This is a genomic window from Arthrobacter sp. ISL-95 (assembly GCF_018613695.1).
GTDB lineage: Bacteria > Actinomycetota > Actinomycetes > Actinomycetales > Micrococcaceae > Arthrobacter.
In genome coordinates, this window is sequence record NZ_JAGGPR010000002.1 from 215964 (window position 1) to 231175 (window position 15212).

9 protein-coding genes and 1 tRNA gene are annotated in these 15212 nt (G+C 63.7%); 9 read left to right on the forward strand and 1 reads right to left on the reverse strand.

The features are described 5' to 3' along the window. Positions 1-22 precede the first annotated feature (22 nt). Positions 23-622, reverse strand: a complete 600-nt coding sequence (locus J7I86_RS02100) for a TetR/AcrR family transcriptional regulator (protein ID WP_214815172.1) — start codon at positions 620-622, stop codon at positions 23-25. A 278-nt stretch (positions 623-900) separates the two neighbouring features. Here J7I86_RS02100 and J7I86_RS02105 point away from each other — a divergent pair. The 9 genes from J7I86_RS02105 (at position 901) to J7I86_RS02145 (ending at position 15199) form a co-directional block, all read left to right on the forward strand. Beyond that, positions 901-972 (forward strand) — tRNA-Gln (locus J7I86_RS02105). 123 nt (positions 973-1095) lie between these two features. Continuing rightward, positions 1096-2589 (forward strand): bifunctional UDP-N-acetylglucosamine diphosphorylase/glucosamine-1-phosphate N-acetyltransferase GlmU, encoded by a 1494-nt coding sequence (glmU, locus tag J7I86_RS02110; RefSeq protein WP_214815124.1) that lies wholly within the window; start codon positions 1096-1098, stop codon positions 2587-2589. A gap of 2 nt (positions 2590-2591) precedes the next feature. Continuing rightward, positions 2592-3572 (forward strand): ribose-phosphate diphosphokinase, encoded by a 981-nt coding sequence (locus J7I86_RS02115; protein ID WP_011774071.1) that lies wholly within the window; start codon positions 2592-2594, stop codon positions 3570-3572. Between the two features lie 319 nt (positions 3573-3891). Beyond that, complete coding sequence (locus J7I86_RS02120) at positions 3892-4467, forward strand: 50S ribosomal protein L25/general stress protein Ctc (protein WP_214815125.1); 576 nt, start codon at positions 3892-3894, stop codon at positions 4465-4467. Between the two features lie 119 nt (positions 4468-4586). After that, positions 4587-5171 (forward strand): aminoacyl-tRNA hydrolase, encoded by a 585-nt coding sequence (pth, locus tag J7I86_RS02125; RefSeq protein WP_214815126.1) that lies wholly within the window; start codon positions 4587-4589, stop codon positions 5169-5171. 141 nt (positions 5172-5312) lie between these two features. Further along, the gene (locus J7I86_RS02130) at positions 5313-8045 is read left to right on the forward strand and encodes a LuxR C-terminal-related transcriptional regulator (RefSeq protein ID WP_286179185.1); all 2733 of its coding nucleotides are present in this window, start codon (positions 5313-5315) and stop codon (positions 8043-8045) included. A gap of 41 nt (positions 8046-8086) precedes the next feature. After that, positions 8087-10747 carry an AAA family ATPase gene (locus tag J7I86_RS02135; protein WP_214815128.1) on the forward strand — a complete coding sequence of 887 codons (2661 nt, stop codon included), beginning with the start codon at positions 8087-8089 and terminating at the stop codon, positions 10745-10747. A gap of 494 nt (positions 10748-11241) precedes the next feature. After that, a complete protein-coding gene (locus tag J7I86_RS02140) occupies positions 11242-13794 on the forward strand; it encodes an ATP-binding protein (RefSeq protein WP_214815129.1) in 2553 nt (850 codons plus the stop codon). Positions 13795-13873: 79 nt separating this feature from the next. Then, entirely contained in the window at positions 13874-15199 is a 1326-nt protein-coding gene (locus tag J7I86_RS02145) for a cysteine desulfurase (RefSeq protein ID WP_214815130.1), read from the forward strand. The last annotated feature ends 13 nt before the right edge of the window (positions 15200-15212 follow it).

Genomic DNA, 15212 nt, shown 5'->3' on the forward strand with positions numbered 1-15212 from the left:
GGGATGTGAGAGATGGTTGGGGTTAGGCTTCGCTGCGGAGCTCGGGTTCTTTTTGCAACCCGGTTAGGCCGTTCCAGGCCAGATTGACCAGGTGCGCGGCAACGGCCCGTTTGTCCGGCGTGCGGCTGTCGAGCCACCACTGGCCGGTCATCGCCACCATTCCCACGAGCATTTGCGCATACATGGCACCATCTGCCGCGCTGAGTCCCCGGCGCGCGAATTCGTCGGAGAGCAGGTGCTCCACCCGGGCGGTGACATGGGTGAGCAGCGTGGAGAAGGCGCCTTCGGGCTGCGAGGGCGGAGCGTCCCGCATGAGGATCCGGAAACCGTCGGTGCGGTCTTCGATGTACCCGAGGAGGGCCAGCGCAGCCCTTTCCACCAGCACGCGGGGCTTGGCTTCGGTACTGAGGGCCTCGGTGATGGAGTCAAGCAGGATCCGGAATTCGGTCTCCACCACTTGCCGGTAGAGGCCCTCCTTGGATCCGAAGTGCTCGTAGATCACGGGCTTGGAAACGCCGGCGGAGGCTGCGATTTCTTCAATGGTGGTGCCGTCCAACCCGCGGGTTGCGAAGAGGGCGCGTCCGATGCCGATGAGCTGTGATTTGCGCTGCTGCCCGGTCATCCGTACGCGCGTTGCAGGAGCGTTGGTGACGTGCTCTGCGGGCTCGGAAGCGGCCGACGGCCGGGGGAGTTCAGTGCGGTTGCTCACGTGACCATCATGCCCTAAGTCGCCTCTGGAACGGCTGAGGAGCGGGGGCTCTGGAGGTTGAGGGGTGGGGCGCAAGGCGGTCAAGTCGCGAAGCACGCGGTGGTCATGGCAAACTAGATTCTTGTGTGTGCATCCCGGTGATCCGGGAAACCCTCCGGGCCGCAAGATTCGGGGGACGAAAGCGTGCACGGTCCGCTCTGGTGTAATGGCAGCACCCCGGCCTTTGGAGCCGTGGAGTATAGGTTCGAATCCTATGGGCGGAACGGTCGGAAAATGCGCTCCTTCTCTGTACCTGTAGCGGCTCTCATGGTGCCTGGGTCCATTGTTGGATGGCGGCATTCCGAAGCCGGGTTACCCGGGACATACCGAGCAAGGAGAGCCAGTACGTGAGCCCCGAAACCATCGGTCCCGCAGCGGTGATCGTTTTGGCCGCAGGTGCCGGAACGCGCATGAAGTCGCGGACTCCCAAGATTCTCCACGAAATCGGCGGCCGCTCCATGGTTGGCCACGCTCTTCTTGCCGCACGCGCCATCAATCCGTTGAAGCTGGCCTTGGTGGTCCGCCACGAGCGTGACCGCGTAGCCGAGCACGTCACAGGCCTTGACCCGGAAGCACTGATTGTTGACCAGGACGATGTCCCCGGCACAGGCCGCGCCGTGGAAGTAGCGCTCAATGCCTTGGACGCCGACGCCGAGCTTTCCGGCACCGTGGTGGTCACTTACGGCGATGTCCCGCTGCTGACGGGCCAGCTTCTTGGCGAACTGGTGACAACGCACGAGGCTGACGGCAACGCCGTCACGGTTCTGACGGCAGTGCTGGACGACGCTACCGGTTACGGCCGGATCCTGCGCGCCGACGACGGCACCGTCACCGGTATTCGCGAGCACAAGGATGCCAGCGAAACCGAACGCGCCATCCGCGAGGTCAACTCCGGTATCTATGCTTTCGACGCCGCTGTGTTGCGCACTGCCCTGACGAAGGTCACCACGGATAACGCGCAGGGCGAGATGTACCTGACTGACGTCCTCGGGTTGGCCCGTGACGCGGGCGGCCGGGTGGCCGCCGTCGTGACTGAAGACCGCTGGCAGGTTGAGGGAGCCAATGATCGCATCCAGCTCTCCGCGCTGGGTGCCGAGCACAACCGCCGCATCGTCGAGTCCTGGATGCGCGCGGGGGTAACAGTGGTGGACCCCGCAACCACATGGATTGACTCCACCGTGACCCTCGACGAAGACGTCCGGCTGCTGCCCAACACCCAACTGCACGGTGCAACCACTGTGGCGCGCGACGCCGTCGTGGGCCCGGATACCACCCTGACTGACGTCAAGGTGGGCGAGGGCGCCAAAGTGATCCGCACGCACGGATCCGGCTCCACGATCGGGGCCAAGGCCAGCGTCGGACCTTTCACCTACCTTCGCCCGGGCACGGTCCTTGGCGAGACCGGCAAGATCGGCGCGTTCTACGAAACCAAGAACGTCACCATCGGCCGAGGCTCCAAGCTGTCGCACCTGGGCTATGCCGGTGATGCTGAGATCGGCGAAGACACCAACATCGGTTGCGGCAACATCACTGCCAATTACGACGGCGAGAAGAAGCACCGGACGGTGATCGGCTCGGGTGTCCGCACAGGTTCCAACACGGTCTTCGTGGCTCCTGTGACGGTTGGCGACGGCGCCTACAGCGGTGCCGGGGCCGTCATCCGCAAGGATGTTCCCGCGGGAGCCCTTGCCCTCAGCCTGGCCGCACAGCGGAACGCTGAAGGTTGGGTCATCGCCAACCGTCCGGGCACCGACTCTGCAAAGCTGGCCGAGGCTGCCCACGAGCTGACGCCCGCCTCCACATCCTCACAATCCCCGGCAACCATAGAAGAGGGCAAATAGGCATGAGCGAAATTACCGCACACGGCGAGAAGAAACTGATTCTCGCCGCCGGAAGGGCGCATCCGGAGCTGGCGCAGGAAATCGCGAAGGAGCTGGAGACCGAGCTCCTGCCGATCGACGCCTACGACTTCGCAAACGGGGAAATCTACGTCCGTTCGGCTGAGAGCGTGCGAGGCACCGATGCCTTCGTCATCCAGGCCCACCCGGCTCCGTTGAACAACTGGCTCATGGAGCAGTTGATCATGATCGACTCCCTCAAGCGCGCCTCTGCCAAGAGGATCACGGTTGTTTCCCCGTTCTACCCGTACTCCCGCCAGGACAAGAAGGGCCGTGGCCGCGAGCCCATTTCCGCCCGCCTGGTTGCCGACCTTTACAAGACCGCCGGCGCGGACCGCATCATGTCCGTTGACCTGCACACCTCGCAGATTCAGGGCTTCTTCGACGGTCCCGTTGACCACTTGATGGCCATCCCGCTGCTGGCTGACTACATCCGCACCAAGGTGGAAGCGGACAACATCACCGTTGTTTCCCCTGACACCGGCCGTGTCCGTGTTGCAGAGCAGTGGGCGGAGCGCTTGGGCGGTGCTCCGCTGGCGTTTGTTCATAAGAGCCGCGACCTCACCGTCCCCAACCAGGCCGTTTCCAAGACCGTTGTTGGCCAGGTTGAGGGCCGTACCTGTGTCCTGATCGACGACATGATCGACACCGGTGGAACCATCTCCGGCGCCGTCCAGGTCCTGAAGAACGCCGGCGCCAAGGACGTCATCATCGCCTGCACGCACGCCGTCTTCTCCGATCCTGCCGCCCAGCGCCTCGCGGATTCCGGTGCCCGTGAAGTTGTGGTCACCAACACGCTGCCCATTCCGGCGGAGAAGCGCTTCCCGTCGCTGACGGTGTTGTCGATCGCACCCTTGATCGCGCGCGCCATTCGTGAAGTGTTCGACGACGGTTCGGTCACCAGCCTGTTCGACGGCAAAGCATAACGCCGGACTGCTGAATTTGAGCGGGCCACCTGCCACCTTCGGGTGTGCGGGTGGCCCGTTTTCATTGGCCGTTTTCAGAAAGAGCGCGATCCGCTGCTAAACTCTTGGGGATACCTTGGCGAGGGAGAGCACATCCGGTCCGCATTTGTGGGCCTGGGTTGCGGGTCTCCGTTATCGACTGGGTCTGCATCTCCTTCAACACAGGCGGAACGGCTGCTCAGCGGCCGGTCTCAGCCGGGCGTAGAAGGTCTCCAGACCTCCGCCCTTGCTGATAGACCAGCCCGGACTTTCCGGGTGCCACAGTAATCAAGGAGTACACATGTCTGAGCAGAAGCTCACCGCAGAACTGCGCACCGAATTCGGCAAGGGTTTCGCCCGCCGTGCACGCATGGCCGGCCAGATTCCGGCTGTCATCTACGGTCACGGCGCGGAGCCGATCCACATCAACCTGCCGGGCCGCGCCACCACGCTGGCAGTGCGCGTTTCCAACGCCCTCCTCGCAGTGGACGTCGACGGCGAGCAGCACCTTACGCTTGTGAAGGACATCCAGCGCGATCCCGTAAAGCAGATCATCGAGCACGTTGACCTCCAGACCGTAAAGGCCGGCGAGAAGGTTACCGTCGACATCGCCATCCACGTTTCCGGTGAAGTTGCTCCGGGTGCCGTTGCCAGCCTCGAAGCCACCACGGTTTCCCTCGAGGCTGAAGCAACCCACGTTCCCACGGCCGTGGAGGTTAGCATCGATGGCCTCAAGGCCGGCGAGAGCATCCACGCTTCCGACCTCGTTCTGCCGAAGGGTTCCATCCTCCTCACCGAAGGCGACACCCTGGTTGTCCGCATCGCCGAAGCCGCTGGCTCGGAAGAAGAAGAGACCACGGAAGCTGCCGCCGAGTAGTCTTCTGACTGCTTGAGGCTTACGCCGTTGAGTGGCCGGGCACCCTTGGGTTCCCGGCCACTTTCTTCTTTGCCGCCACCCTTCCTGCTGAACCTACGCACGCTCCCTAGGATGAGACCATGACTGACACCTGGCTGATTGTTGGCCTCGGCAACCCCGGCAGTGAGTACAGCAGCAACCGGCACAATGTTGGCCAGATGGTGCTCGATGAACTGGCTTCCCGCATGGGTGGGAAGTTTAAGGTCCACAAGGCCAGGGCCCAAGTAGTTGAGGGGCGGCTGGGTATCGGGGGTCCACGCGTGGTGCTCGCCAAGCCCATGACGTACATGAACGTCTCGGGCGGACCTGTAGCAGGACTTTGCAACTTCTTCGGTATAGCGCCGGATCATGTCATCGCTGTGCACGACGAGATTGACATACCTTTTAACACAGTCAAGCTAAAACTTGGCGGCGGCGAGGGCGGGCACAACGGCCTGCGGGACATTTCCAAAGCACTTGACACCAAGGACTACCTGCGCGTCAGGGTAGGGGTGGGCCGGCCGCCGGGACGGATGGAGACAGCCGACTACGTCCTCCGGGATTTCGCCACGACGGAGAAGAAGGAGCTGCCGTTCCTCTTAGACGAGGCAGCGGACGCCGTGGAACTGCTCATGGACCAGGGGCTGCTGGCTGCGCAACAGAAGCACCACCCTGCCAAAGCTTGAGCAAATCTTGAGGAAAGCCTGAGGAAAGCCTGACGGTCCCGAGGACCTTTAGGCCTACAAACTGCGGGCGCCCGAAGGTAGTGTGCATGGTACGCAGGTAAGCGGTGGGGGTCTACCGCGAATGTGTAGCTAAGGATGCGGATGTCGGCGGAGTTGCTAAACAGGAGCGGTGGAGGCGCAGCGAGGGCTGCGGCTCCCGATCTTTTGGGCGGCCCAACAGACCGTCAAACCTGGTCACTGCTGGCCCGGAGCCACGATCTGTCCAAAGCGGGCAAGTACCTCGAATCACCCGATTCCTACGGAGTGGTCCTCACCGGGGAACGGGGAATAGGCAAGTCAGGCTTGGCGAGGGCGGTGGTGTCCTCCCTCGGCCCCAAAGTCCATAGCCTTCAATTACGCAACACCGTCGCCAGCGGCCAAACCCCCTACGGATGCCTTGGCTTTCTGCTGGCCCGCCTGCCTTCGGGGGCGGTGGGCTCCCCGACGGGCATTCTGCACGCGGTCACCAAGCTGATCAGGACAGAAGCCGCGGGCCGGGAGACCGTGTTCATTGTGGACAATGCCGGCGGCATGGATCCGATGAGCACCGGCGTGCTCTTGAACCTTATGGCTACCGGCACGGCCAAGGTCATTGCCACCGTCCAACGCGCCAGCGACCTCCCTGCCGATTTCCATCGGCTGGTCCTTGAAGGAGGACTGGGCGAGGTTCATCTGAACACCCTCAGCGAGGAACAGACCAAGCAAGTCCTCGGCTCTGTCCTTGGACACTACGTATCCTCAACGCTGGTGGGTTCGCTGCACTCCGCGGTGGGTGGCAACCCCATGCTCCTGCATGCGCTTCTTGAGGAGCAGCGGCACACTGGCAACTTGGTCCTCAACGACTCCGTCTGGACACTGCGTGACCGGATCAGTCTTGAGGGCGCCACGGTTGTGGAGGACTTTGTCCGTTCCAGACTGGCGCGCGAGCCGCAACCCAGCAAGACCGTCGTCGAAATCCTGGCCTGCGCGCAGCGCGCAACGTTGTTGGATCTGGCAGCGATTTTCGGCACCGAAGTCCTGGTGGACATGGAAGACTCGGCTCTGCTGACTATTGGGAAGGCCGGCGAACATTGGGTCTCGCTCCGGGACCCGTATGTGGGAGAGGTTGTCCGCGGCTGGCTAAGCACCCGCCGCATGCGTGAGCTGCGCCTGATGCTGCACGGTCCCAAAGAGCCTGAACTCCAAGCCCTGGCACCGCAGGACCTCTTGAGCTATGCGGCATGGATGCACGCTTCCGAAGATGAGCCCGCACCCTCGCCCGCACATGCACTTGCAGCCGGGCGGGCGGCATTGGATGACTACGACCCCAATTTTGCCATCCAATGCACCTTGTCCTTGGACCCGAAGGACAGCGAGTGGGTGCCCGGGCAGCGACTGAAGGCTGCGGCTTACCTCATGCTGGACCTGCCGTTGCATGCGGCCCAGGCCTTGGATGAGGTCTCCGAGTCCCATCTGGCTGCCTTGGAGCCCTTGGAGTTCGCTGAAGTCACCGCAGCAAAATGCCAGGCCATGATGTGGATCGACGGACGATCAGGGATGGTGCCGGGAGTAATCGCCGCGGGACTGGAGACGCTCGAAGCCGAAGCCGGGGACCATCCCGCTCAGGCCGTGGCGCAGGCACGCAACCGCCTGCAGCTGTGCAGCTACGAGTACAAAACCTTCACGGGTGAGTACGCTGCCATGATTGAGGACCTGGAAGCCGAACAGGCCAAGGACTTGGCGGAGGACCGCCAACACTGGCTCAAGTCCTCCTTCTTCCTCATCGAGGCCCGCTGCATGCTGGGCAGGGAGCTGGAGGCCCAACAACTTGCCCGCACCGTTTCACGGCACTTAGGGGACGCGGACCGCCCGGCACGGTTGGACGAATCCTTTGCCACACACGCGTTCCTGGTGCTGCTGTTGTCCGGTCAATGGCGCAAATGCATCGAACTCATGCGCCGCACGCCCTCGGGGTCCTCGCGCCTCCAATACAGGGGTGCACTCACGGAACTGGGCGTCGGGCTTGCGTTCGCCTATGCAGGCAAGCCCGCTGGCGCCATTGAACCACTCCGGTCGGCTGTTGCCCAGCTGGAGCTCCGGCCGAGCATGAACATGAACAAGGTTGCGTACGCAGCCACAGCTTTTGCCTATGCTCAACTTGGCAATACCGTGGAGGCCGGCCGATACCTTGACCTCTACAGGACATGCAGGGGAGTAGGGACGTTCTTCTCCGAATCCGTAGCTGAGTTCTGTGCGGAGATGGCCGGGCGCTGGATGGGGGACCCGGACGTGAAACAAAGGCTGCTGGTCCGGGTACAAAACGACATTGACCAGCAACGGTTCGCCACGGCGGGCATCAACCTCTTCGGGGCAACCGTGGAAGGAACGGATGAGGAATACCGGCTGCTGGAAGAGATTGCCGGCCGTCGGCAAGGACCCTTGGCCAAGATCTCCGGGGACCTCGCTCGCGGAGCCCTGACTAAGAGTTCCCGCTCGCTGCTGGCGGCCGCTGATGCCGCAGCAGCCTTGGACCTGCTGGTGGTTGAAGCCCGCTGCGTGGCCATGGCCCTTGACTTCGCCAGGGACGCCGGCGAAACCACAGCGGCCCGAACGGCCCAGCTGCGGCTCGAACGGTTGGAGCATTCCATCCCGGCGCTACCGATCCAGCCACGCAGCGACGCGCCGGTACTGACCGAACGGGAACGCCAAATTGCTAAACTCGCGGGAAAGGGTGTAAGCAACCGCGAAATCGCGATGGATATTGGGGTGTCTGTGCGAACTGTAGAGGGTCATCTGTACCAAGTGTTCACGAAGCTCGGTGTTTCGTCTCGGGGCGAGCTCAATGGGCTGCTGTGAATCGAAATGTGAAACTTTTCTAGCCCTGACGTGGGTCGCCCATGCAGGCTGAGCACTCGGTAGGCCGGGACGCGGAACTGGACCTGGCCACGGAGATACTGAGGCAGGAAGGCACCGGGGCCGTGCTTCTGGTTGCCGACCCGGGGATCGGCAAGACCGCTCTGGCAGCCGAGATCGCGGCCCGCCTTGCCGGTGAAATGGTGGTGATGCGGGTTCATGGGAGCCCTGCATTGTCCGCCGTTCCCTATGGCGTCTTGGCCCCCTATCTGCTGGATCTTCCCGTGGAGCAGGCAACCTCGCCCGTGGCCATCCTCCGCGAGTTCTGGTCTCAGTTCGAGAAACGGCGTGGCGGTGAAGGCGCCCGCCTGCTGCTGATCGTTGACGACGCCCACGACCTCGATGAAGGCAGCACCCAGATTCTGGCGGAGCTGGTCACTGCTGGATGGGCGCGCCTGGTAGCCACCAGCAGGCCCAGGCCCGGCCTTCCTGCTGCATTGCTTCAACTTTGGTACGACGGACTGGCCGAGCGGCTGGAGCTCCACCCGCTGGACAAGGAAACTGTTACGGAGCTGGCAGAAAAGACCCTCGGGGGTGCGGTCATGTCCAGTGCGGCGGAGGTGCTGCACTCCATGTCCGAAGGCAACCCCTTGCTGCTCCACTGCCTCCTTGAGGACTCGAAGGCTGACGGAAACCTCATCCGCCGGAACGGAGTCTGGCTCCTGACGCGTGGACTTTCAGGCAGTGGAGAAAGACTGGCCGAGGTGGTCCGCAACAGGGTTCTCCGGACCAGCGAAGCCGAACGGGAGGCGATGTACGTCATTGCCTTATCCGAGCCCGTCCCTGTCGCCGTGCTGGATATGCAGGTAGGCAGGGACACAGTACGGGCGTTGATGGACAACCGGCTTGTGGTCTCCGCCAACGGACCCGGCGGTCCGCTGAAGATGTGGCACCCCATGTACAGTGAGGCGCTCCGACAGATCGTTTCGCCTGCCAGGAGTCTTCAGATCCGCCAGCGCCTGGTGCAGCAATTGCCCACGGAACCGTCCACGGCGGAGGAACTGCTGCGGATGGTGGGCTGGGCCCTTGACTGTGGTGCCGTCGTCGACGATGAACGACTGCTGGAGGCAGCCTTCCTTGCCGCCAGGACGCTTCAACACCCGCTGGCACTAGCGGCGGCCGCCAAAGTCCGCTCGGGCGCGCTGCAGCCCCGGGCTCGCGCCGTCATGGCCTTGGTCAGTTACAACGACGGCGACTACCGCGGTGCCGTCCGGCTGCTGGAGGAAAGCGCCGGGTTCCTGGACGCTGACGTATCGGGGCCATTGGGCGCAGGCCTGTTGTGGGCCGCCGCGCGCACCGCTGCGGGCGACTCGCCGGCTGACATTGTGGCTGATGCCCGGACCGCTGCCAAAGCACTGATGCGCGAGCGGGAATCATCCGATCCTGTGCTCCGGCAAGTCGAAGGGCACGTCCGGGTGGTGGAATTGGCGGCGCTTGCCAATGACGGCCACTATGAGGAACTCCGCGAGGGCTTGGACCGGTTCGCCGACGAGTTCGCAACGGATGGCCCAGACCTCGCCGTGAACCGGATTTTCCTGCGCGCCATGCAGTGTGAGCTGCTAACGGTGGAGGGCCAAGCTGTGGAGGCCCTGGAAGCCGGCCGCGAAGCCTTGCTGTTGTTGGACGAGCACCCCCATGAGCTTTTGTACTTCAGCGACTTCGTCCTGCTGCGCTACACCCTGGCCGCCTTGGAATCCGGAGACTGGGAGGCAGCCGGGGCCGGCCTTGACCGCTACGCCTCCAATTCGCCCCGGGGACTCATATATTTTGGCGGCGACATTGAGGCGCTCAAAGGCCTGTCACTGCTGCGTCAGGGACGCTTGGAGAAGGCAACGGAGATGCTCACGCCCGCCGTCGAAGCGTTACAGGTCAGGGACCCGCTGCAGCTGCAAAGCCTTGGAACCGCCCTGGCGTTCTACGCGGCAGCCAAGTCCGGCAATGATTCGCTTGCCCGGCGGCTGGAAAGTGAGCAGCGGGACGCTGCCATCGGTGGTGCTTATGTGGAGGCCCTTGCCGAGCTGTTCAGGCTTGCCGGCCGGGAACTTCTCACGCAGGGCACGGGGCTGCAGAAACTTAGTGGTCTCCCCGAATCCGGCCATCTGCACCAACTACCCGGGGTCTTACTGCAAAACTTGGTGCTCAGGGCCGAGCTCGGAGACGTGCAAGCCATGGAGTCGCTCCGGGAAACGGCGGCGTCGATGGCCGGAAGCTGGGCAACCGGCTGGGAGTCACTGGCGGCGGCGCAGCTGAGCGGTGAGGGCCAGGGATTGGTAAACGCAGGCAACCTCCTGGCTGCATCCGGGATGCCGGGACCGGCCGCGGCGGCGTTCGACAAAGCGGCTGTGACTTTTGACGCTGAAGGCAAACGCCCCGAAGCCCGGCAGGCAGCTGTACTGCGTGACGTCAGCGAGGCAAGCCTTGGCGACGCCGTGGTCCATGATCCGCAAACGGAGGCAGACCGGTCCGTGCCGCTGACGCGACGCGAGCAGGACATCGTGGCATTGGCTGTCTCGGGACTGACCGACCGTCAGATTGCCGAGAAACTCATGGTGTCCGTACGGACCGTGGAAGGCCACCTGTACCGGAGCTACGCCAAATTGGGCATCCGCCGTCGTGAAGATTTGGGCGCTGCCGTCCGTCCCTGACGCCCGCACCGAGTAGTCACTGACGCCGGCCACTGAGTACCTTCGGAATCGCCTCCGGACTCACCGCCCTTGGAATCCCGCGGAATTTACCCAATCAATGGAGTAATAAGCAGGTATTTCGTGTCGCAACCAAGTAGTGCCCTGTCCGCGGACTGAGTACAACAGAGTACCGAGGGAGCAAAAGCCGCCTGTTTTTCGAGTACCAACTACTGATGTACGCGATGTTGCGCCCCGGCAGTATTGATCTTGGAAGAACGGTTCAGCCCCAAGCATCACCGGGATTCCGGAAATCGCATCACCCGCATCGGAAGGTCTCTTTGGCCGATGCTCCGGCCACCGCTTGGTGGTCCGGCCCTGTACGAAGCCGGCGGCGACAGAGTCTTCTGAGACCGAGACTCTCCCCCCAGCCGCCGCCGGCTTCTAGGTCAGGGACCCCGCACATCGCGGAACCCCAAACTCTCCCGGATCATGGGACTGCTGCTATTGGAGTGTGCATGTTGCCGGACCCTTGGCTGGACGAAGACACCGTCACAGCCGGTCTGAGGCCATCAACCCTCCCGGACAGAGCGCAACTTCTAAACCTCATCCTTTCAGCCGTACCGTCCACGTCCACCAGCGGCATTGTGGTGGTGGGAGAGAGGGGCTCCGGAAAGAGCCACCTCTTGCTCTCCATCAAAGAGGGACTCCCAAAATCCGTGGATGTTCGCACCTTCACCGGAAAACCCGAACGGAGGGCACTCCACTTCGGGGCATTGGGTGCCGTTTCGGCAGCTGAAGCGGACGAGGCCGTACCTCCGGGTCTCCACGTTCTCCGGGCACTGACCAGTACTCTGGGGCCGGCCGACTATTTGTACACACCACCACGCGGACGACGCCGGAGCAAACGGCACGTCCAGCCGTCACGGCCGCAGCTGGTCCTGTTGGTGGACGACATCCACTACATCGATCCGGCCTCACTCGCGGTCCTGCTGCAACTCATTCCCGGCTTCGGCGCAACGCTTGTTGCCACGGCCGAAAGCCGGCACCCCCTCCCGCCGGACCTTTACCAGCTCTGGGAAGACGGCTTCCTGGAGCAATTCTTCCTGCCGCCCTTTACGTTCAATGAGGCACACGCTCTGTGCGAGTCCATCCTTGGCGGACATGTCCAGCGACGCGCGAGCAGCCTCCTGGCAGCCATGAGCGGCTTCAACGTGGGGTTGCTGTGCCTGGCCGTCGATGACGCACGCAGTTCCGGTTTCCTTGTCCGCATTGATGGTTACTGGACCATCGATGTACGGGCGCACTGTGACTGGCCCGGCGTTGCTGAGCACGTCCGGAAGGAGAACACTTCGCGCCCGCCCGAAGAGCGCCAGGCGCTCGAACTCATTGCCCTCTCAGAACCCGTGGCCCTTGAGGTGGTGGAGCGCCACTTCGGCCGGAAAGCCGTGGAACATCTCCTCGCTAACAATGACATCAGGCTGCTGCCCGGCCAGCCCCCGTTGCTCCGCACCAGTTCCTGGCTGCGGGGCGAAGGAACCCGGCTGTCCGTACCGCAGTCCCGTAGCGTGGCTCTTCGACTGGGTGTGGAGGAACCCGGGCTGACTACGGAGACGGCGCCCGCCATGCTGCGATGGATAACATGGACCCTCGACTGCGGGCTGACGCTCTCCTACGAACTCCTCCTCGCTGCCGCCCCCGCAGCTGACAGTCCATCCACCGCCGAACTCGCACTGAGGGCCGCCTCGGCAGTGACGGGCGCGGATCACGTGGACGAGGCCAGGCTGGTCAGGGCACGGGCGCTGATCGCCGAGGGCCACATCCGGGAAGCAGGTCCGGAACTTCGGCAGCTGGCAACAGCGGGCGGGCCCTCTGAAGTGAAGATCGACGCCGCGCACCGGCTGCTGGCCCTTGGGCTCCTGGGAGCTGCAACTTTGGCAACGGAGTCCGCACCTTTGGAAACGGATCCTACCGGCTTGGATCCCGCCGGCCAGGGTTCGGCGGGGCAGGGTTCGGCGGGGCAGGGCGATCCGTCCGGCCAGGGTTCGGCGGGGCAGGGCGATCCTGCCGTGCTGATCGTGGAGGAAGTGCGCGAAGCCGAGCGCCTGCTGCTGTCCGGGGCGGCGCCCGAAGCGTTGCAACGGTCCTCGGCCGCCATCGAGGCCATCAACGCCGATCCAACCCTGGACATGTTCCTTTCGGGCGCCCTGCTCCGCCACGTAATTGGCCTGCGGTACAACCTGGCTTGGGAAGTGTTGGATCCACTCCTTGATACTCCCGCCGACTACACCATGCCCATGCACCTCTCGGCGTGCCTGGACGTTGCCCGCGGTTACGTCCAGCTCAGCCAAGGGCTTCCGCGCGCAGCCCGCGCTACTTTGGAACCCGTCCTCGCAGAACTGCACGACGCCGGCCTGCCGCCCGTCCGCGCTCTGGCTGCGGCCCTGCTGGCTTACTCCGAGGCGCTCTGCGGCAACTCGCGGCGGGCCATGGCAAGGGCCCGGCAAAGCGAAGCAGCCCAGGCCGGTCCGGTGACCCAGGCCAGTCTGGTGAGGCAGCCCGGTCTCGTGACGCAGCCGGACCTCCTCACTGAACTCAGCACCGTGTTTGTCGCGGCCGCCCGGGACCAGGCATCGGGCACGCCACGTCATCTGATGGCGCTTGCAGAACACTTGCACTCCCAAGGCAGCATGCTGATGGAAGCTGAGGTGTTCTCCCTCCTGACCTTAAACGCCGCAAGTGCCGCCGTCGACGATTCCAGGATTCAGCGCCGCCTTGGCGGGCTGGCCGCAACTGTCCAGGGTCCTGGCGGGGCAGCGTTGGGGACGTTTGCTGCCGCCCTGCTGGACGATGACCCCAAAACGTTTGAGGCCGCAGGCCGGAGCCTGTCTGCGGACCGGCAGTTTGCCCATGCCGCGCTCTGCTATTCGCGGGCCGCTACGGGTTATGAGGCAAGGACACGGGTTGCTGCCAGCCGCCGGGCCTCGGTGCTGCTGGAGAGGCTGCGGAGTGCCTTCGATAGCGGGATCGTTCCACCGCCGGGGTGGGTGCCGGGGAGGGCCGGCGGCTGACGTGCTGTACGGCACACCGTCGGGCAGGGGCCACCGTGGGATAATGAGGAGTCCCTGAAGGATTTCCAAGGAGCGCCCCTTGACTGCCGTATCAACTCCCGCCTCACTGCAGCGATCCATGCACGCCATGGACAACGCGGAGGTGTTGCGGATCCGGAATGATTTCCCGGTGCTGGACCAGCTGGTCAACGGCAAACCCTTGATCTACCTTGATTCCGGCGCTACGTCGCAAAACCCGCTCAGCGTCATCGAAGCCGAGCAGGAGTATTACGAGCAACGCAACGCTGCCGTTCACCGCGGCGCCCACCACCTTGCCGTGGAGGCCACGGAGGTCTTTGAGGACGCACGCCAGACCGTGGCGGACTTCATCGGTGCGCAGTATGAGGAAACCGTGTGGACCTCCAACGCCACCGAGGGCCTCAACCTCATCAGCTACGCCCTGTCCAACGCTGCGTTGTGGGCTGCCCAGGGACGTGGCGGTTCAGCGTTGAAGGACCTGGCAATCGGTCCTGGCGACGAGATCGTGGTTACCGAAATGGAACACCACGCCAATCTCATTCCCTGGCAGGAACTGGCCTTCCGGACAGGTGCCACGCTGAAGTACATCCCCATTGAAGACGACGGCACGCTGCGGCTTGATGCAGCCGCTGATATCGTAGGGGATCGGACCAAACTCCTTGCTTTCAGCCACGCCTCCAACGTCCTGGGCACCATCAACCCTGTAGCCGAGCTTGTAGCCATAGCTCGCCGCGTAGGTGCTTTGGTTGTCCTGGACGCTTGCCAGTCAGTTCCGCACATGGCTGTGGACGTCAAGGAACTGGATATCGATTTCGCTGTTTTCTCCGGCCACAAAATGCTGGCCCCCACCGGCGTCGGCGTTCTGTACGGGAAGCAGGAGCTGCTGGACGTCTTGCCGCCGTTCCTGACGGGCGGGTCCATGATCACCACTGTCACTATGGAACGGGCCGAGTACTTGCCGGCACCGCAGCGGTTCGAGGCCGGAACCCAGCGCATCTCCCAGGCTGTTGCCCTCGCCACCGCAGTGAATTACCTTACCGAGACCGGCATTGACCGCATCCACGCGTGGGAGGCCACGTTGGGCCAACGTCTCGTCAAAGGGCTTGAAGCCATCGATGGCATCCGCGTGGTTGGTCCTGCCTCCGGCACCGAACGGATCGGGCTCGCAGCTTTCGACGTCGCCGGAGTCCACGCCCACGACGTCGGACAGTTCCTTGATGACCGCGGCATCGCCGTTCGCGTCGGACACCACTGCGCCCAGCCGCTGCACCGCCGCCTGGGCCTGACGGCAACCACCCGCGCGAGTACCTACCTTTACAACACCACGGACGACGTCGACGCTTTCCTCGACGCCGTTTCGGGTGTCCGGGCCTACTTCCAGGCCTGACACGCGGCACAGG